Source organism: Gammaproteobacteria bacterium (assembly GCA_029882975.1).
In the GTDB taxonomy this organism is placed as follows: Bacteria; Pseudomonadota; Gammaproteobacteria; order SZUA-152; family SZUA-152; genus JAJDNG01.
Genome location: JAOUJW010000034.1, coordinates 22,492 through 40,049, shown reverse-complemented (window position 1 = coordinate 40,049; position 17,558 = coordinate 22,492). Strand labels below are relative to the sequence as shown.

Below are 17,558 nucleotides of genomic sequence, written 5' to 3'. Positions count from 1 at the left end.
ATTTATGGTTGATTATTAATCGTATTGTTCATCGTGTGACCAGATTGGCATTCTCCTTCATCTCATACCGTTGATTTCGGTTCTGCAATCCAATAGGATGCTCCCAGGCTTCTGGCCATGGCTTTTACACGCGATGGAATAGTTCAAGGATATCGATTGGAAGCAGTCAAAAATGAATAAAATTCAACCACTAAAGGAAAGGGTGTTGTGTTATTCATATCTAAAAAATAATAAGTGGTTCACACAAAATAAACTCAATCGGCTTAAAAATTAAAACTTTAAGAGACAAAGTGAAGATATGGTCTACAATATCTTTGAATTTAATTGAATCCTATATATTTGGAGAGGAATTAAGATGAAGAAAATAACCTGTGCAGCAGCAATGCTAACTTTGATTCCCATGGCAAGTTTTGCCGCGGGGCCCAAAATGTCGGGTTTTATTGATACGGGTTTTGTTTTATCCGACGGAACTACGGCCGCCGGTGTTCCAAGTCAGTTGGAAATGCGTTATTTCACCAGCGCTGAACTGGATTTCGAACTGGATGCCGGTTCCAAAGCCAATGTGCGCTTGGATGTGGATTTTCCTGATTTTGGCGGTACTAACATAGCCGTTGTTGAGCAAGCCTATGCAGCTTTCTCCGTCGACACTAAAACAAAATTGTCTGTCGGTATCATGAATAATCCCTTTGGCTGGGAAAAGCAGGATGCTCCGGATATGTATACCATCAGCGCCGGTTTGATTGCCTGGTTTTGGGATGACCAAACAAGTCGCGATGGCAATAACATTCAAGGTACTTTGGTTGAACACAATGCAGGCGATTTCAAAATTTTCGGCGGTATTGTCAATGATCTGGGCTATGTGCCGGAAGAGATTTCTATCCTGATCGGTGTGACAGCTTCGCCCGTTCGCAATCTGGAGATCACCGGCGGTTTGGTGACCATGGATGATACTGCTGCTGCGGCTGCCGGTAATATTATCAATGTGAACGCTACCTGGAAAAACGGACCGTTGATGGTGGGTGGAGAGTTGATTATGCCTGGCCAGTTTGTGGATCAAGGCTTGGGCGTGCTGGGTAACTACAAGGTTAACCGTGAGTTCAGCGTTACCGGTCGTTACAATATGCTGAATTTTGAAGCTCCGGGCACCGATAGTGTTTCTTCCGTCACTTTTGCCGGTTTGTATGAGTTGGATAAGAATATTTTCATTAATGGTGAATTTGCTTCTATTGATGACGCCACCAACGCAACCGGTTTGGGTGATGGCGCCATCATCAGCCTGGAACTGTTGGGTACGTTCTAAGACCATCGGTTATCGTGTTGTTCCCCAGAAAAGCCACAGTTCGCTGTGGCTTTTTTGTTTTTAGTTGCCGCCCATTCTCATGTGGCTGGACCCGCCTAGGAAATACGGTCTATTGAATTCGACTCTTGCGGATATTAGTATTTTATCACTATGGGAAAAAAGGCTGTTGCTATGAATCGTTTTATCACTCTGGTATTGGCGTTCTGCCTGCTGTCACCCGGGTTTGCCCAAGCATTGGAGCGCAGTGATATCGGTGGGGAATTTTATACCCGCCACACGTTTAAGGTGGAAAAGCGCCGTTACCGCACCACCAATTATCTCAAAGGCAAGGTTCTACCTATCAATACGCGTATGACCTTGCTCAAATACAATCGCCATGTACTCATCTTTCGGCGTCACGATACCGGTGGGAAGCTGCGTATTGATAATATCCGAAAATACAGTGTTACGGATATCAATTCCATTTTTGACCGTATGTTTTCCGCCGATCCGACCGATTTGGATCAATATCCTGAGTCCATTGCCAATAATATTCGTCAGGGGATTGTGGAACCCGGCATGACCAAGAAGCAGGTTATTCTGGCTCTGGGCTATCCTCCGGCACACGAAACCCCGTCACCGGAAGTGGATCAGTGGCGCTATTGGACCAGCCGCACCAACACCATTTTATTACACTTTGAAGGCGGCAAAGTGACTCATATTTCGGAATAAAACTAAATATCCAATCCGGTGATTTACTTATCACCGGTCGATTCTTACTCCGTGTCCCTCATACTCACAAAATCTGTCTCCCTGAACCCTATAGTGTGATCGCGGTCACAAAATTCCTTAAGTCCTGTCCGACTTAGCATAAATAAGGGGTGATAAAACGGTAAACAACAAACCCTCTTTTCCAATTGACAATGGCAGCCCCAACTGCCCTAACGGGAGAGCAAGATGACTTTTATGCCTTGGAACGACGAATTTATTCTCGAAATCAACGAGGTTGATACGCAACATCATTGGTTGGTGGATGCAACCAATAAACTGCACGATGAAATCAGTAAAGATCAACCGGACAACGGTGTGGTCGGAGATATCTTGGCAGGACTGGTGGAATACGCCATGAACCATTTTATTATGGAAGAGGAGATGTTTCAGCGCTTCAGCTACCCCGAAACCGCAGAACACAAGCAGGAACATGATGCTTTTAATGTGAAAGCCATGCAGCTGTTGGATCACTACGAGCAAGGTCAAGTGGTGGCCCAAGAGGCGCTGGAATTCCTAAAAAACTGGCTTAGGCACCATATCCTGGAAATCGATAAAGCCTATGTTCCCCATATGAAGCAGCAAGGAGCGGCTTAATGAAGCAAGCTGGAAGTGTTTTATTAGCGTTGTTGTTTACCTTTTATTGTGCCGGTGCCATTGCCTCTCAGGAGTCACAATGCGCCCAGGGCCTGGTGAAGGCTGATAAGGAACTGGCTGCAGCGAAAGTGCAAGGTTTTGGTGGTTCCATTGCCTTTGCAAAAGCTGCCGGCTTGTTGACCGGTGCAGCCGTACAAAAACAGTTTGGAAAATATCGAAATTGTGTGGTCAAGGTGCAACGTGCCCGGCGCCTGATTCGCAAAGCCCGGCAGGGGAAGCCATCCTAGACTTTTTCATTTACCTCTGCGGTTTGTCCCTTTTAGCTCCTCTGGTGCAGTTTGTGAATGCCCAAAGGCAGATCTTTGTTTTTACCCTAAAAAATACCAGCGACTGCCCGATCTAGTTAACAAAAGGCCCTAATTCGCAGCAGAGCCGTACCTTGTCGGCGAATCTGAGAGGTGGTCACGGCAGCAATACCAATATCCTTATTTATTTGAGTGATTTCAGGAGTTTAAGGGGCTCCTGGGTGAAGGGAATAACTCCGGGTGGAGAGCAAAAAATTAACAGTATTGCTATCGACGGTTTTGGTACCGGGTTTGGTGTGTCTGCTATTCACGATTTCGACTCGGGCATTGGAGCTATCAGACACGCTGTCGGATAAAGAGTTGGCGCTCATCGATGTGAACAGCACCGGGGTCAATCTGCAAACACCCCTTCCCGGTCAAGAGCCTGAACCGGAATATACAGACACTCTCATCGATCCCACGGCTGTGGCGGATGACTATGCATATGAGGCGGGTCCGCAGCTTATGCCTCAGTGGTTACCCGGTGCCGTTGATGTGGACTTGCGTTATATCAATCGAAAAGTGAGTCAGTCTCAAGCTGTTTCAAGTTCCAGACAGGATGAGGGTCTGAGTCTGACACTACAGCAGGAAAGCTTGGGCTACGGCAAATTATTGGTGCAGACCACGGTGTCCCAAGACCCATATGCCAGTGATACGTCTTTTTGGCTAAAGCAAAAAGATTTTGCTTTGAATCGTTCTTGGGCTATGGATAACAGTGTGGGACAGCATTTTCTGAGTTATCCGGGTATGTTGCTCAATTCCCCCCGGTTTCGTTTGTCCTTGCCCGTGATTGAGGGGGTCAGCAGTCAACTAAGCGCTGAACAGGCCCAAATTCACCTCTTGGGGGGGAAACTGGGCACCTTAAAAGGCAGTACGTTCCCGACGTTTGAACGGACTCAGGGAGAGGTTGCCGGTGTTTCCGTGACGGGTCATCTGGGAGAGGGGTTGGAAGGAGGTCTCTTATGGTGGCAACTGAACGATGTTCGCTATAACAACAACACCAGTGATCATCAGGCTGTCCTCAGTGGTTTGCGTTACCGCAAACCTGAGTACGGCTATTCGGGTCAGGTGCATCTGTTGGCTAATCCGGGGGGGGGGCTGGGTTTGTGGTTGGATAATCGCTCGTTGTTGCGAGGCTGGATTCATCAATATGGGGTTTTTCGGTTTGACCCGGAGCTTCGCTGGGTGGACCACAGTGCACCGGTTCGCACGGATTCCGGTGGTGCCTATTGGCAGGCAGGATACAATCGGAGCAGTTATGGTTTGGGCTTCGGACTGGATGCGGATCGCAGTTTAACAGACCCGGATTTGGGGCGAATGCAGTTCTCCAGCCACGGGTTTTATCGGTTTTCCCGTATTACCCAAGGACAGGGGCGTGTGTCGCTTGTTTTGGATCAACGCCGGACCCGTTTGTTGGGCCTGAATATGGGTTTGGGGCATAAGTTTTCCCTGGGGCGCAGCTCCTGGAATACGGCGATTACCCGGTCTCTCAATAGTGGTGACGTGAGTGATGTCCGCTTCAGTTGGGATCACGGGTTTTCCGGTTTACTGGATATGCAAGCCAATGTCGGGTTGCTGGCGGAGCGACGTTCCCGTAATGGTGAAACCGAATCCGATACCAGTGTAAATATCGCTATATCCAGACATTATCAGGATTTTTCGGTAGGTGGCAAAGCGGGGCTGGGATATCGTCAGGGCAGTGCTTATGACGGGCGTAACTACTCGCTTAACTCTAATATCAATTGGTTTATAGACAGCAACTTCCTTATGAATGCGGAATTGGTATGGGAAAAAAATGCGCTGGACAGTAGTGTACTGGACAGTGTGAGTAATAATCAGTTCATCATGGTCTCGCTGAAATACAATCAGGATTGGGGGCGGCGCAGCGCTGTTTTTGCCGGTCCCGGGGCCTGTAACGGCTTTGGCGCGATTCAGGGCTATGTGTTTGCTGACAGCAACAATGACGCTGTACGGGATTCTACGGAGAAACCCCTGGCGGGAGTGACTGTGCATCTGGATGCGTCTTACTCGGCAAAAACCGATGCCGACGGTCGCTATGAGTTTTCACCGGTGAGCTGTGGTGCTCATCAAGTCTCCATTAATATTGCGGATGTTCCTTTACCGTGGGGGCTGGACAATGAAGAGCCGGAGGTGATTGTGGTGGAAACTCGGGAGACTCATAGTGTGGATTTTGGGCTGCATGATATTAGTTGGGTGGATCTGAATACCAATTAATTCCCAAGCCTACTTTCTGCCGCATTTTAAGCAGGCGTTTAATGAACAAGTTGGTCCAGCTTGGTCTTGTTGTCTCCCCATTCCAGTTCTCCTTGAACATGAATGGGCGGCGTTAAGGTGAAGGATGCTTTTTGGGCACTGCCGGATGACCAATCCATGGGATGTAAGGGGATTTTTCGGCTTTGCTGAGGCAAAATGGGCATGGCGCCTACCCACAGTTCCACTTGGCGGCCGGATGCATCCTTGGCTTTCAAAATGCCGCTGGGGCGAGCGTGTGCATTCCCCGTGTTGCTGATAACCGCTACCGGTATTTGATTGTTCTGAAAGGATTGCATGCTGATGCTTTTGACGTTCAGCACCGGTTGCGCCGAACCGATGGTCACATAAATAATGACGGCAATACGTCCCACAAAGGGCATACTCACATTACCCATACTAGCCGGTTGTACAGACTTGGGGTCCGGTCCTATGACTAAGGCGAAATGACAGGATGTGGGTGCTGTGTTTTTGGGAATATGGATTTCAAAGCGGTAGGGGCGTTGGCGTTTGCCGGGAATGGCGAGCAAATGCCGTTCGATACGCGTCCAGGGACGGCAGGAACCGGCCACCGGTGTCCCCGCGTGATATTTCACTTTGCCATTGTCCACAAAATCCCAATCCTCGGTGTTAACTCGAAATTTCATGAGTTCGGAGGACATGTTGGTAATTTGAATGACCTGGCGAACGACTTCGCCGGGCTCAGCTTTAACTTCAAATTTGGGCGGACTCACGGTGGCGTCAAAAGAACCGGCCCATAAAGTCGGGCTAAAAATAGCGAACAAAAAAACGGTGGTTATTCTCATTAGCTTATCATGCCTGCAGATTACTTTATTCGATTTCGTATTGGGGATGAAAGGCCATAGGGCCATAAATGTATCGGGCGTCAATGGTGAAAGTGAAGACGATTTCGTCCCACAATAACTCCGTGTCAATCAGCCCTTGAAACAGCAGCACCCGTTGCCCTGGTTTGGCGCTGCCCGCTAAAAAGCGCCCCCGGGTTTCCCAGTGAATGTCCACGCCCTGATCCCGAACGCCTTCAAATTGTTTGGGTAGCACCAGATAAATCTTGTGGATGGAACCCAGGTATTGAGCGGGTATGGTCAAGCGCAGCTCGTTCAGTGAAGAAGTGGCAATGATTAGGTTCTCCTGCCGCCGGTCTTTTGAGCTGCGTAACTGCGGTTCCAACCATTGGGCTTCCAGCTGTAAATGTTCCTGCGGATAAAAGCGCGCGCTGAGGACTTCCAAGGCCGAGGCGGGCTGGTAAAGGAAGAGAAAGCTAAGCAGCAACAATCGTATGAGAGGCACACTCATTCTCGTTACAAAATATACGCGGTGTAAGTAATAGTGCCGCTGTAACTGCCGCTGGCATAAATAGAATTGTTGGAGTAATTAATGGTGAGTTCCCCACCCATCCAGAACACCTGGTTGGCTCCAGCGTCACCAAAATGAAATGGTGTGGTGCCACTGCTGAAACTGCCCGCAGGCAAGGTAACATCATGGATGCTACCCACCGGTGCGGTTACCGTCCAACTGAACTCACTGATGGGGATGGTATTACCGTTGGGTGGGGTTTGTTCCAGACCGGTCGGTGCGCTGATGTCCAGGTACACGGTTTGTGTGGGAGGGGCACCACCGCCCTGGGCTTTACGAAACCCCACTTCCACCAAAATATTGGGGGTACCGGCAACAATGCCCGTATTCAACAAATTGGGAGTGAGAGAAAAATCGTAAGTGATCACGGCGGCAGCGGTTTCGTTGCCCACCGGTCCCACCACCAGGGAAATGGAGGGTCGCTGTCCAGCTGGGGCGATACCGATATGGTCACTGTGACTGCCAAACGGAATCAGACTCAATACCGTCAGGAAACTTATTGTCATGAAACGCGTTGTTTTTCGAATCCGCACTCCAGGCACTACTCCTTTTTTCGAGGCCCTAAACAGCACAAGCTCCCTCGATTTGCATCAGGGAGCTTGTAGAAAGTTTAGATCACAACGGCTGTTTTAAAAAGCGGCAACAGTATAAGTGAGCGTGCCGGTGTAGGTGCCGCTGGCTAACACTTTGGTGTTTGCATAACTGAATGCCCAGTTATCGGTAACATTGGTGAACCCGGTTCCAGGTACAGTGATTAAACTGGTATCGCCATCAAGAACCAGTGGAGGTGAGATGGTACCACCCACAGAAGCTACAGAAAATTCAGCCCACGTTGGGTTTGTGGTACTGACACCGGTCAGAATACCGCCATCGGTAAGATTCACTGTGATGGTGAGAGAGCCGGCGTTGTTAACGCCCACTGTATTGGATTCCACGGCGATTTCTACGCTGTGCGTGGCAGTGGCGCCTCCTGCCAGAGCGGTGTCTGTACTGCCGCTGGGACCCGTGGTCGTGCCGTCACCAACTGTTGCGGGTGCAGCCGAGTAATCAAAATTAATGGCCGGTACTAACCCGGAGTCACCCAATTGGAAACGGATGTATGCCGGGATTACCACATTCAAGGTCAGGTTGGCGCTAGCACCTGCGCTACAGGCTATAGGTCCGGAACAAGTGGCCTGACTGGCCAAAAGTTGTTGCGGTAAAAATGCCAGCGCACTCAAAAGACTTGCAGTTACTACTTTTTTCATCGTTTCTACCCGAGGTGTAAACTGTAATAATTGTGTGAAATTTCTACTGTTTATAACGTCTGATTTCACAAATCCTTTACAAAAAAAGCCTTCAGTTTGACCGGCGGTCATTTTTTTCGGATAAAAAGCAAAATCAAACGCTTATGGTATGATTTGCCTATGACGATTATCGATTTAATCCGCCATGGCGAACCTCAGGGGGGGCGGGCTTACCGCGGCCATGGGGTGGACGACCCTTTGAGTGAAAAAGGTTGGGAACAAATGCGTCAGGCGGTGGCGGGGGCGGCACCTTGGCAGCACATTGTGACCTCACCCATGCGTCGCTGTTGCGAATTTGCGCAGGAGCTGGCTCAGAACCAGGGCTTACCCATGCAAACCGAGGCGCGTTTCAAAGTGGGTTTTGGTGACTGGGAAGGGCGTACCCCCGAGCAAATTCAGGCAGAAAACCCGCAGCAATACCAAGATTTTTATGCCGATCCGGTAAATTGCCGACCACCGGGGGCGGAGCCATTGGATCAATTTCGCACGCGAGTGGAAACGGCCTTTGCTGAGTTGTTGCAACAACATGCCGGGAAGCACGTGTTATTGGTCAGTCATGCGGGTGTGATGCGCGCCATCATTGCCGGAGTCCTGGGGGCGTCGGGTGCCGGGATGTATCGCATCAAAGTGGAGAACGCCGGTCTCAGCCGCATTCGCCATAGCGGCGAAAAGAGCGTCTTGGAATTTGTAAATGCTGCGTTTCTTTAGCGTTGTGTAGGGTGCGCAGCGCAACCCGACATACGACGGGTGGCGTTGCCCGCGAACCAATCAGTCATCACAACCTTCGCCGTTGTCGCCATAACCTGGGTTATTGTCGGCAAATGCTTGAAGAACCATATTTAATTTCTTGTTTATCGGTGCCTGGTTCAGGGCAACATTTTTTACGACTTTTTTAGCGTACTCGTCTTTGGTTACCAGAATGTTCACCCGTTCATGCATTTTGGCATATGCATAGAGACCATTGGTGTCGGTGAACTGGGAATCCAATATTTGATTGGTTTCGGAATCGATCAAAATGACCTCAGCCATGGGTAAGGGTTCGCCGTCATCAACGACTTGTAAGGTCAGGGTGTTGGCGTGCAGGCTGCCGCTGAAAATAACCGCTGCTGCTGTCAGTAAAGTTTTTCTGGTTGTTTTCAACATTGGATTCAAAAGAGTTTTCATTGTTGATATTCCACAGTGTTACAGGTGAGTTGCGTATACCCATTTATCGTCTATCTTAATCATTGCTTTAGGTGGTTTAATGTAAACGTAAGCTGGCTATGGGGCATTAGCCGGCCTCTGTTTCCAGCAAAGACTCCCGTTCCAGGTGTAAAACTTCGTTTATGAAGGCGCGTAATGTGTCCGGGGCCACCGGTTTATGTAACAGGTATCGCTTGCTCGCATGAATCTCCTTAAGAATCTCAGGTGAAGTATCGCCGGTGACAATAATAGTAGGGACCCGGGTTTTTAGGATACGCTCCAACTTATCCACAACTTGCATGCCCGTGGTGTTATTTCTCAAACGATAATCGGCGATGATCAGCTTGGGGCCGTTGCCGGTCAGGTTGCCCACATGGTTGATGGCCCCTTGCAGGGAGCCGGCAGCGAATAATTTACATTGCCATTTCAATAACAGTTCCCGTGTGCTACTGAGGATGAGTTCATCGTCTTCCACCAGTAAAATTTTAATTAGGGACAGATCCTCATTACTGCGGACAGGCGGTTGTGTGCGGATGTTGAGAACATTGGGTGCAATAGGGCAACAGATGGTGAACACAGAGCCTTGGTCCACACGGCTGTGAACCCGTAGCGGGTGTTGCAACAGAGTTGACAGGCGATGGGCGATGGCCAAACCCAGACCTAATCCTTTGTTGCGATCACGTTCCGGATTGTGGAGTTGGTAAAACTCGTCGAATATTAGTTGTCGTTGTTCACTGGGGATACCCGGTCCCGTATCCCACACCTGGAACAGCAGCCGGCTGTTTTGTTTTCTGCAACTCAGTAGAACCCCGCCGCTGCTGGTGTATTTTATGGCGTTACTGATGAGGTTGCGCAGTATGCGGGATAGCAACTGGTAATCGCTGTGTACATAACAATCACAACTGCGAACTCGTAATTGCAGGCTTTTTTCCTTGGCCAGAACGGCAAAATCCGTTTTTAATTCCGCAAACATGTCTGCGACCGACACATGGGTATAGCGAGGGGTCACCACGCCGGCATCCAGTTTGGAAATGTCCAGTAACTCATTAAATAAGCCATTCATCGCATTCATGGAAGCTTCCAGCTTTATTAAGGCTTGGATATTGTCCGCTTCAGGTAGTTGATCTTTAAGTTCATGCAGGAGCAACGCTTGTGCATGTAAGGGCTGGCGCAGGTCATGACTGGCGGCTGCCAGAAATCGGGATTTGTCGTCACTGGCTTTTTCTGCGATCTGGTTTTTTATTTGTAATTGTTTGACCAAGTGGGTGTTTTCCAACCGCAGCTTAAGCGAATCCAGGACGTTTCGATGCAGATTGGAGTACATGACAGCTAAGGTGCCGCCGTAAAAGAACAGCATTCCCGTACCCAGGACTATCTGGATCAGATCGTCCTGAAAAAGGGCATAAATGGAAAATGGGGCCAAAATAGGTAGTGTTTTGGTCCAGAACAGGGCGGGATAGGGCGTGGCAACAATGGTGGAAATAGCGGCCCCGGAACTGAGGAACACCAAAACTACAAATAAATGTACTGTGGATTCCGGTGTGTACAGCAATACTCCCTGGGTGCCCCATGCGGTGCTGCCCAGCAGAGCAATCCCTACCAGCCATTGACCCCAATATTTCTTTTTGCGAGTTTCCTCATCCGCTTTTTTGTATTTGTAAATGAGAATATGAGGTGGAATCAGCAGGCCGAAAACGGTCAAACCCAGCCATAAGAATAAATTGAAGTGAGGAACATGGTTCCACAACAGCAGGGGGATGATGATCAAGCCGCTAATCGAGGATAGGCTGCATACGTGAAATTGTGTGTATGCCAGTTTCACCTGTTCGTGGTAGATCAGTTCGTGATCGCTTGGCGGCTGAGAAGATTGAATGGGAACTACGGCTTCATTAGTAAGCATAGTGGTTGCGCCTGTATAGAATCGTGGCTTAAATTACCTAAGGGCCGGATCGTTACTGAATGGCCACAAAACCGGGAAGTGGAATAATCCCATTGCTTTCGGGATTTCCAGGCATTTATTAGAGTTTCCTTTATATATTATTTACTCTAACGAGACAATGGTTGGCGGGTCATAGCGGCGTTATTGGGTTATTTACCTTTAATTCCTCGGGATAGCTCCAAATTCTTAGCGTTTTGCAGTTGAGTGCCATCCAAATTGGTATCGGCCAGATTGGTTTCGGTGAAATCAGTACGATCGGCGTTGGCGCGATACAAATCCGCTTTATTGAGATTTGCGAAACTAAAGTTAGTCCCGGAAAGGTCTGTTTGACGCAGTGAAGAGTTGGTGAAAATTCCATGACTCATGTTGGCATTGGTGATAGTGGCGTTTTCCAGTATGGCCCAGGTGAAGTTTGCCCGGATGGCGCTGACCTGGTCCAGATTGCTTTGGCTCATATTGGCTTCGGTGAAATTGACATCGTCGAGAGTAGCCCCCTGGAAATTGGCGTTTTGCAAACTGCTTTCATTAAATATGGATTGATGAAAATTCGTGTTTTGTAGATTGCAGCGGAGAAATGCTGTTTTTTTGAAATGAGACCGGGTGACCTGAGCTTGCTCAAACTCCACTTTACGCAGCGTGGCGTAGGAAAAGTTGGTTTCGCTGAGATCTGAGCGTATAAAACGACTGTTGTTGATGGTGGATTTTTCAAAACTGACGCCGCGCAGAACCGCACCGGAGAAATCGGTTTCATCGATGTTGGTATTTACAAACTGAGTGGCAAACACATTGGCGTTATGGAAGCTTACTTGTTTTAATGTGGCACCGCTTAAATCGGCGCCGTTGAGATCGGCTCCGTCCAGTAGGGTGCCGTTCAATTCGGTGTTGCGCAGGTCCGCATCTCTGAGATTGGCGCCGCTTAAATTAACCTTGGTCAAATCGGTGCCGCTGAGCACGGCTCCCTGTAGTTGTGCGCCTTTCATATTGGCGTTTTCTAAATTGGAGCCTTTTAAATACACGTGATTCATTTTAGCGCCCTGAAAATCCATATGGGTTAAATTTAAATCACTGAGATTTTTCCCCTCCATGTCCAGGGCTTGGGTTTTGGGTTTGGCAATGATGGCGCGGGCAACTTGCAGACGAGACAGGGGCTTTTCAAACTTGCCGGATTTCGGCGTGCTGACACAAGCGCTTAAAGAAATTTGGGTGACAAACAAAAAAATGACCAATCCGCAGCCGTGCGAATTAACAGACTTAATGTGCAAAATATCACTCCTTGGAGTCAGCGACAGTCCATTTCGGATTTGTGGATTTTCACGGGCTAAAGCACTCTTTATAGCACAATGGTACCGTGATCTCATAATGAGGTCTTCTCGGGCGTGTTCAGCAATGGGACAATTCTGGAACGGTAAGTTCCTGAGGTAGCCGCGTAATTATGGTATTTGGTACTTGATCGTTGTAAACTCGACACGCGTATGGCAATTTCAGTTTATACACAATTCTGTTGTAACTCTTTGTAAATATAGAGGAAAAGTCGTGGCAACGCTGCAAATTCTGGGTGAGGACAACTACTGCGCTCTAAATCAAAGCCAAATGGGGATCGGGCGTGAGGAAGACAATGAAATCGTTATCCATGACGATACGGTCAGTGGTTATCATGCCTTGATCACCATTCGCCCCACTGCCAGCAACAAAAACGAGTTTGAATACATATTAGAAGATTTGGACAGTACCAATCAGACTTTCGTCAATAGTCGCGAGATCACTAAACATACTTTGAAGGACGGGGACATTATTCGGGTAGGAAACACTCGCTTGAAGTTTTCCATGAAGGATCATGCGCCGCCCAAAAATCGATTTCAGGCGACTCAAAAAATCAGAAAATTGTAAGCACGCGGCGGTTCTGTTTCCCCGCCACTTACCAACCTTAACCTTAAGCTATTTCCACTGCAGCACGGTGGCACTGTGCTCCGCATCCAACACGGGGATACGCTCTACTGCTTTGCGGGCGCTATCGATATGGCTGACACTGGCTTGTGGCGGTTGATAATGGGTGGAATGGTTGGGTTGCGATTGTTTGATCGCGTGTATGGCTTCCTTAAGTTTGCTGATTCGTACCGGTTTGGACACATAAAAAGTATTGGGCAATTTTGGGTCGGTGGAGCCAATCACGATGGTGGGTAAATCCGGGCAACGTTTACGGTAGCTGTTCCAACACAGGCAGGTATCGGAATTGTCGTAGTCAAACAATCCCGCTTCGGCTGTTTTTTGGTCAACCAAAGTGGCGCAATGCTTGGAATTGCGCAATGCTTTTTCCAGTGATTTGCGCGGATAGTCATCCAATCCAAATGCGGCTATGCGTAGGGGTTGACTGAAATCCAAAATATTGCGTGCTGCCATGGGGTCACCTGTGTTGTCTCAAGAAAATGTCATCAGCGATAGTTGCTTCCTGAGGTTATCGACTCCGCTTGGCTGTGGATTAACGATATTTCGGGAATTAACATAGGTTTTACAACAGTTTAAAACAAAAGTTTGCAATTGGCCTGTAGCGCTCCACGAGCGGCTGAAGAGGTTTTCGTGGAGAAATCCGGCATGGGCCGTGCATTTCCCTGTTGTTCCCGGCTGGATTGTCAGAATTCATCATTTTTTTGCCAGCACCCCTCCCCTTTAATGGCGTGTAATTAAGCGGTAGAAGTTAACTGTGGTTTCGGTAAAGGTTCAGGCTTAGGAGTATTGAGTATGGCGGCAAAACAGGCAGATATTATTGAATCACGCGTTTTTAAAGACGATGGTCTCAGTTTCTTTATCCAGGTTAAGGACGAAGTCTTGGCGACCTATGAAGACCTTCAGACTTTGCGCCAGTGTTCGGATTTGGTGAAGACCAAACCGGAACGTAAAGTAATTATCATTGGCCCTACCTTACAAAAACACAGAGGCTTTATGGAGCGTACGCTGCATCATCTGGGGGTTTCCTGTGGGCAAATCGTCAATTCAAACCGGGTGTTACCCGGTCCATCGAAAGGGATCTGGCTGTTGGTTAGAGAATAAGCCGGGGCTTATGGTTTGGGTTCGACCCACTCCAAAGACGTGTTCAAGGTTTCCCGGATTAATTGCTTGATGCGCTTAGCTATACGCTGTCCATGTATGCCGTCTCCCAGCACAATATTGTGTCCGTCAGTGGTTTGGGCCTGCAGGGAAAAGGTTTGGCCTTTGGATCTGCTGCGGTTTTGGCTTTTTGAGATCAGGGCACATATATCCTGTACCTGGATGCTGCGCACGAACGGTATGCCTAATACGCGACGGATGCTGATGATTTTGTCGAAGGTGAAGAATATTTCCAGGCTATTACCCAGCGCATAGATCGCGAACGCGGTTAAAAGCAATGCCGGGGATACCAGTAGATACATCAGCTTTTGTTCCCCATATCCCAGCGAAGTGTTTAATACGGCCAAAACCGAGGGAAAGGCCGTAAGGCCGAATAACAGAGCGGCGCTAAACAATAGAGCCAAGCCCAGCTTCAAGTTACGACTGCCGGGGTAGTAGAGACGGCGTGCGTTTTTTAGCTGACTCATTTCCACCACAGACTGGGGGATGGTGGCGCGGTTGAGCTTGGCCGGTGTGTATCGCACCACGCCGGTGGTGTGGAACATCTCCGGGGTGAGGTATACCGGTACGGTATAGTGGCATTGCAGTTTCAAGCCCGGTAAGTCACAACTGAGGGTTAACTTCCACTGGTCCTGGTCACTGGACTCCGGTAAGTTGTCGGGTATGGCGAAGCGAAACCGGATCATGCTACCCGTGTCACCGGCTTCAGCGACAACCATTCCCCTTTCTTCCCACAACACAGTGGTTGTATCTCCCTCGTTGCGCAGGCATTGCAGCTTTAGGGTAAATTGATGGTTGGCAGCATAGTCTACCGGCAGATAAACATTTCCGCCAAAATCACCCCCTAAAGAGCCGGGAAAGGGATTGAGTTTTAGCATGGGATTTTTTAACTGGCGCCAATGCGCAACTTGCATCACGGAAAACCACGCCAACAAGAGCCCCACCAGGGGAAAAAATGCCAGCAACAGGACAGGGTCCCAGCCTCCTTGGTAGTGTCGGTAAATCATTAAATAGAAAAAAGGGAAGGAAAAAACATTCCATATCAGTGACATAGCAACATAGGACCAGGACGTGCCGGTTCTATCTGCATAGATGTTGCCTTGATTCCAGGCTGTTTTGTTCCAGGGAGCAGTTTCCATAGAGTATTTTTCGCATTTTACAACTACTTATCGGAAAGTGTGCGAAAAACTTTTAATTTCTAAAGAGGTAAGGTTATCAATACACAGAATTGCTGACGCTCTTGGCAAAATTTCATATGGCCACCGTGGCTGCTAATGATGGTTCGTGTGACGGTTAAGCCCAAACCGGTGCCACCGGTTTCACGGTTTCGGGATTTTTCCAGGCGGTAGAATGGGGTAAACACATTTTCCCACTCCTGTTCCGGAATACCCGGTCCGGCGTCGCACACCCGTATTTCGATTTGTTGGGGCGTGGGTTGTAAGGACAACCGCGCCATTTGGCCGTACTTGATTGCGTTATCAATGAGGTTGTTGATAGCACGTTTTATCGCTGCGGGTCGGCATTGAATTTTTAAATGTTCCGGTCCGGTGTAGCTCACTTCAGCACCGCTATCGGCAAAATCGTTACAAATGCTTTGTAACAGGGAGGCAAAGTCAACGAGGGTTTTGGGTTCTTTGTCCGTGTCATCACGCGCAAATGCCAGGGTGGACTGGAGCATGGATTGCATTTCATCAATGTCTTGTAAACATTTTTTTTGTTGCACCGGGTCATCCAGTGTTTCCAGGCGCAGGCGCAGACGAGTGAGCGGGGTACGCAAATCGTGGGAGATGGCGGCACTGATTTCCAGGCGCTCCGTGACGAACCGACGAATTCTTTCCTGCATCACATTAAAGGCGTTGACCGCTTGATTGACTTCGCTGGCGCCGCACGACTGCAGCGGTGGTGCGTTTATGTCCGTACTGAATTGCATGGCCGCCTCGGTAAAATGGCGAATGGGGGTGACAATTTGGCGGCTAATGAGAAGGGCCAGTACGTAGATCCCCAGGAAAAAACACAACAGTATAAGAATGGCGGTAAACAGCCATTGAGTATGGTGGTTCGGGGTTTTGGCTCCGAATTCGAGCCAGCTTTGATCCGTGAGTTGCAGAATGACGAATAAATTACTGGTTTGATCATCGTGGAAATGGCGTATCAACACTTGTTGGATGTTGGGGTTATTCAGGTGCTCCAGTAAATGTTGTTGAAAACGTTGGGTGCCCCAATGTTCGTCATTACGCGGTTGGGGCTGCGTGTAGCCATGCCACTTCATAGTCAGATTGGGGTTTTCATAGTAACGAATTAATTGCTCGCGAGATTCCATCGGGGTATTGCTTACTAAGGCCGCCAATGTTTTTATGCTGATTCCTATTTCATACATATTGGTCGGTTTGGATTCGGCCCGAAATATCAGCGCGGAAATAATGGCTGCATCAATAATGATGAGTACAAAACCAATGGACAAAACCCAGACCGTACGGGCGACAATACTTTTGGGGAATAAGGACTTCATATGACCCAGGCAACCTTATTTGGAACGGCTGATATGTGCGGTAAATAAATAGCCGCCGCTGCGCACGGTTTTGAACAACTTGGGATCTTTGGGATCGTGTTCCATTTTTTTCCGCAACCGGCTTAGCTGTACATCAATGCTGCGGTCAAAAGGGCCGGCCCCCCGCCCTTTGGTCATATCCATTAAACGATCCCGGCTCAAAACCTGTTGTGGATGCTCCACAAAAGCAGCCAGTAATTCGAATTCGCCTGCGGTAAGGCAAAGTAAGGTTCCATCCGTTTGAGTCAGTTCGCGTTTGGCTAAGTCCAAGTGCCAGCCCTCGAAATGCACCTGGTCACCCTGTGCTGCCTGGGGTGGGTGTTGCCGTCTTAGTACGGCTTTGATTCTGGCCAATAATTCTCTAGGGTTAAAAGGTTTGGGCAGATAATCATCCGCACCCAATTCCAGCCCCACAATACGGTCGGTTTCTTCGCCCATCGCTGTGAGCATAATGATGGGAATACCGCTGTGTCCGCGCAGTCGACGGCAATAACTCAGGCCGTCTTCTCCGGGCATCATCAAATCCAGTACCAGTAAATCGTATTCTTGTTCTTTGAAGCGGGTGTCAGCCTCTGAGGTATTGGCCGCACTGCTGACACTGAAGCCTTGTTTTTGCAGAAATGCCGAAAGCAGTGAGCAGATCTCGCTGTCATCATCCACAATCAGAATTTTTTTTGAATGGGTCGTTTCCATGGTTTGATTATACGTCAAGCTATTACCAATCCTCGCAACGCTTTGTAACAGTGTGTAACGTTGAGCGTGTGAGAGCAACTGCCCGGGTTACACATTGTTACACTCTCAGGGGTTGCAGCAATAATAGCGCAAAACGGTCATGTTATGGTGTCTCTCACGGTCAATTCTGTTGAAG

Annotated in this window: 19 protein-coding genes; 8 read left to right on the top strand and 11 right to left on the bottom strand. The window is 48.7% G+C overall.

Features of this window, described 5'->3' with window-relative positions; all coding sequences use genetic code 11:
• The first annotated feature begins 355 nt into the window (after positions 1 to 355).
• The 5 genes from OEY58_19255 to OEY58_19235 all read left to right on the top strand — a co-directional run bounded on the left by OEY58_19255 (position 356) and on the right by OEY58_19235 (position 5,223).
• Positions 356 to 1,300: a porin gene (locus tag OEY58_19255; protein ID MDH5327596.1), complete on the top strand. Its 945-nt coding sequence runs from the start codon at positions 356 to 358 to the stop codon at positions 1,298 to 1,300.
• Between the two features lie 171 nt (positions 1,301 to 1,471).
• Positions 1,472 to 2,011 carry a DUF2845 domain-containing protein gene (locus OEY58_19250; GenBank protein MDH5327595.1) on the top strand — a complete coding sequence of 180 codons (540 nt, stop codon included), beginning with the start codon at positions 1,472 to 1,474 and terminating at the stop codon, positions 2,009 to 2,011.
• A 225-nt stretch (positions 2,012 to 2,236) separates the two neighbouring features.
• Positions 2,237 to 2,644 carry a bacteriohemerythrin gene (locus OEY58_19245; protein MDH5327594.1) on the top strand — a complete coding sequence of 136 codons (408 nt, stop codon included), beginning with the start codon at positions 2,237 to 2,239 and terminating at the stop codon, positions 2,642 to 2,644.
• On the top strand, positions 2,644 to 2,931 hold the full coding sequence (locus tag OEY58_19240) for a hypothetical protein (GenBank protein MDH5327593.1): 288 nt from the start codon (positions 2,644 to 2,646) through the stop codon (positions 2,929 to 2,931). Before OEY58_19245 ends, OEY58_19240 begins: the two co-directional genes overlap by 1 nt.
• A 258-nt stretch (positions 2,932 to 3,189) precedes the next feature.
• The gene (locus OEY58_19235) at positions 3,190 to 5,223 is read left to right on the top strand and encodes a hypothetical protein (protein MDH5327592.1); all 2,034 of its coding nucleotides are present in this window, start codon (positions 3,190 to 3,192) and stop codon (positions 5,221 to 5,223) included.
• A 38-nt stretch (positions 5,224 to 5,261) separates the two neighbouring features.
• On the opposite strand, the gene OEY58_19230 is transcribed toward OEY58_19235, so the two are convergent.
• The 4 genes from OEY58_19230 to OEY58_19215 form a co-directional block, all read right to left on the bottom strand.
• Positions 5,262 to 6,065 (bottom strand): hypothetical protein, encoded by an 804-nt coding sequence (locus OEY58_19230; GenBank protein ID MDH5327591.1) that lies wholly within the window; start codon positions 6,063 to 6,065, stop codon positions 5,262 to 5,264.
• Between the two features lie 25 nt (positions 6,066 to 6,090).
• The gene (locus OEY58_19225; protein ID MDH5327590.1) at positions 6,091 to 6,567 is read right to left on the bottom strand and encodes a hypothetical protein; all 477 of its coding nucleotides are present in this window, start codon (positions 6,565 to 6,567) and stop codon (positions 6,091 to 6,093) included.
• An 11-nt stretch (positions 6,568 to 6,578) separates the two neighbouring features.
• Entirely contained in the window at positions 6,579 to 7,139 is a 561-nt protein-coding gene (locus OEY58_19220; protein MDH5327589.1) for a hypothetical protein, read from the bottom strand.
• 123 nt (positions 7,140 to 7,262) lie between these two features.
• On the bottom strand, positions 7,263 to 7,880 hold the full coding sequence (locus OEY58_19215; protein ID MDH5327588.1) for a hypothetical protein: 618 nt from the start codon (positions 7,878 to 7,880) through the stop codon (positions 7,263 to 7,265).
• A 153-nt stretch (positions 7,881 to 8,033) separates the two neighbouring features.
• On the opposite strand from OEY58_19215, the gene OEY58_19210 reads away from it, so the two are divergent.
• Positions 8,034 to 8,627: a histidine phosphatase family protein gene (locus tag OEY58_19210; protein MDH5327587.1), complete on the top strand. Its 594-nt coding sequence runs from the start codon at positions 8,034 to 8,036 to the stop codon at positions 8,625 to 8,627.
• Positions 8,628 to 8,687: 60 nt separating this feature from the next.
• Here the strand turns inward: OEY58_19210 and OEY58_19205 are convergent, their stop codons facing one another.
• The 3 genes from OEY58_19205 to OEY58_19195 all read right to left on the bottom strand — a co-directional run bounded on the left by OEY58_19205 (position 8,688) and on the right by OEY58_19195 (position 12,302).
• Entirely contained in the window at positions 8,688 to 9,083 is a 396-nt protein-coding gene (locus tag OEY58_19205; GenBank protein ID MDH5327586.1) for a hypothetical protein, read from the bottom strand.
• Positions 9,084 to 9,189: 106 nt separating this feature from the next.
• Positions 9,190 to 11,001, bottom strand: coding sequence for a hybrid sensor histidine kinase/response regulator (locus tag OEY58_19200; GenBank protein ID MDH5327585.1), 1,812 nt, complete (start codon positions 10,999 to 11,001; stop codon positions 9,190 to 9,192).
• Positions 11,002 to 11,189: 188 nt separating this feature from the next.
• Positions 11,190 to 12,302 (bottom strand): pentapeptide repeat-containing protein, encoded by a 1,113-nt coding sequence (locus tag OEY58_19195; GenBank protein ID MDH5327584.1) that lies wholly within the window; start codon positions 12,300 to 12,302, stop codon positions 11,190 to 11,192.
• A 271-nt stretch (positions 12,303 to 12,573) separates the two neighbouring features.
• On the opposite strand from OEY58_19195, the gene OEY58_19190 reads away from it, so the two are divergent.
• Positions 12,574 to 12,927, top strand: a complete 354-nt coding sequence (locus OEY58_19190) for an FHA domain-containing protein (protein MDH5327583.1) — start codon at positions 12,574 to 12,576, stop codon at positions 12,925 to 12,927.
• Positions 12,928 to 12,975: 48 nt separating this feature from the next.
• Here OEY58_19190 and OEY58_19185 read toward each other — a convergent pair whose 3' ends face one another.
• Positions 12,976 to 13,437, bottom strand: coding sequence for a hypothetical protein (locus OEY58_19185; protein ID MDH5327582.1), 462 nt, complete (start codon positions 13,435 to 13,437; stop codon positions 12,976 to 12,978).
• Between the two features lie 339 nt (positions 13,438 to 13,776).
• Here OEY58_19185 and OEY58_19180 point away from each other — a divergent pair, with 339 nt between their 5' ends.
• Positions 13,777 to 14,085: a hypothetical protein gene (locus OEY58_19180; protein ID MDH5327581.1), complete on the top strand. Its 309-nt coding sequence runs from the start codon at positions 13,777 to 13,779 to the stop codon at positions 14,083 to 14,085.
• Between the two features lie 8 nt (positions 14,086 to 14,093).
• Here the strand turns inward: OEY58_19180 and OEY58_19175 are convergent, their stop codons facing one another.
• The 3 genes from OEY58_19175 to OEY58_19165 are packed head-to-tail and all read right to left on the bottom strand — an operon-like array spanning position 14,094 to position 17,383.
• Entirely contained in the window at positions 14,094 to 15,281 is a 1,188-nt protein-coding gene (locus OEY58_19175) for a hypothetical protein (protein ID MDH5327580.1), read from the bottom strand.
• 59 nt (positions 15,282 to 15,340) lie between these two features.
• On the bottom strand, positions 15,341 to 16,651 hold the full coding sequence (locus tag OEY58_19170) for a HAMP domain-containing histidine kinase (GenBank protein MDH5327579.1): 1,311 nt from the start codon (positions 16,649 to 16,651) through the stop codon (positions 15,341 to 15,343).
• 15 nt (positions 16,652 to 16,666) lie between these two features.
• The gene (locus OEY58_19165; protein ID MDH5327578.1) at positions 16,667 to 17,383 is read right to left on the bottom strand and encodes a response regulator; all 717 of its coding nucleotides are present in this window, start codon (positions 17,381 to 17,383) and stop codon (positions 16,667 to 16,669) included.
• Between the last annotated feature and the right edge of the window lie 175 nt (positions 17,384 to 17,558).

Bases quoted from the DNA above. Each gene is read 5' to 3' on its own strand.
- OEY58_19255 (MDH5327596.1), top strand. From the start codon at position 356: ATGAAGAAAATAACCTGTGCAGCAGCAATGCTAACTTTGATTCCCATG.
- OEY58_19250 (MDH5327595.1), top strand. From the start codon at position 1,472: ATGAATCGTTTTATCACTCTGGTATTGGCGTTCTGCCTGCTGTCACCC.
- OEY58_19245 (MDH5327594.1), top strand. From the start codon at position 2,237: ATGACTTTTATGCCTTGGAACGACGAATTTATTCTCGAAATCAACGAG.
- OEY58_19240 (MDH5327593.1), top strand. From the start codon at position 2,644: ATGAAGCAAGCTGGAAGTGTTTTATTAGCGTTGTTGTTTACCTTTTAT.
- OEY58_19230 (MDH5327591.1), bottom strand. From the start codon at position 6,065: ATGAGAATAACCACCGTTTTTTTGTTCGCTATTTTTAGCCCGACTTTA.
- OEY58_19220 (MDH5327589.1), bottom strand. From the start codon at position 7,139: ATGACAATAAGTTTCCTGACGGTATTGAGTCTGATTCCGTTTGGCAGT.
- OEY58_19215 (MDH5327588.1), bottom strand. From the start codon at position 7,880: ATGAAAAAAGTAGTAACTGCAAGTCTTTTGAGTGCGCTGGCATTTTTA.
- OEY58_19205 (MDH5327586.1), bottom strand. From the start codon at position 9,083: ATGAAAACTCTTTTGAATCCAATGTTGAAAACAACCAGAAAAACTTTA.
- OEY58_19200 (MDH5327585.1), bottom strand. From the start codon at position 11,001: ATGCTTACTAATGAAGCCGTAGTTCCCATTCAATCTTCTCAGCCGCCA.
- OEY58_19185 (MDH5327582.1), bottom strand. From the start codon at position 13,437: ATGGCAGCACGCAATATTTTGGATTTCAGTCAACCCCTACGCATAGCC.
- OEY58_19180 (MDH5327581.1), top strand. From the start codon at position 13,777: ATGGCGGCAAAACAGGCAGATATTATTGAATCACGCGTTTTTAAAGAC.
- OEY58_19175 (MDH5327580.1), bottom strand. From the start codon at position 15,281: ATGGAAACTGCTCCCTGGAACAAAACAGCCTGGAATCAAGGCAACATC.
- OEY58_19170 (MDH5327579.1), bottom strand. From the start codon at position 16,651: ATGAAGTCCTTATTCCCCAAAAGTATTGTCGCCCGTACGGTCTGGGTT.
- OEY58_19165 (MDH5327578.1), bottom strand. From the start codon at position 17,383: ATGGAAACGACCCATTCAAAAAAAATTCTGATTGTGGATGATGACAGC.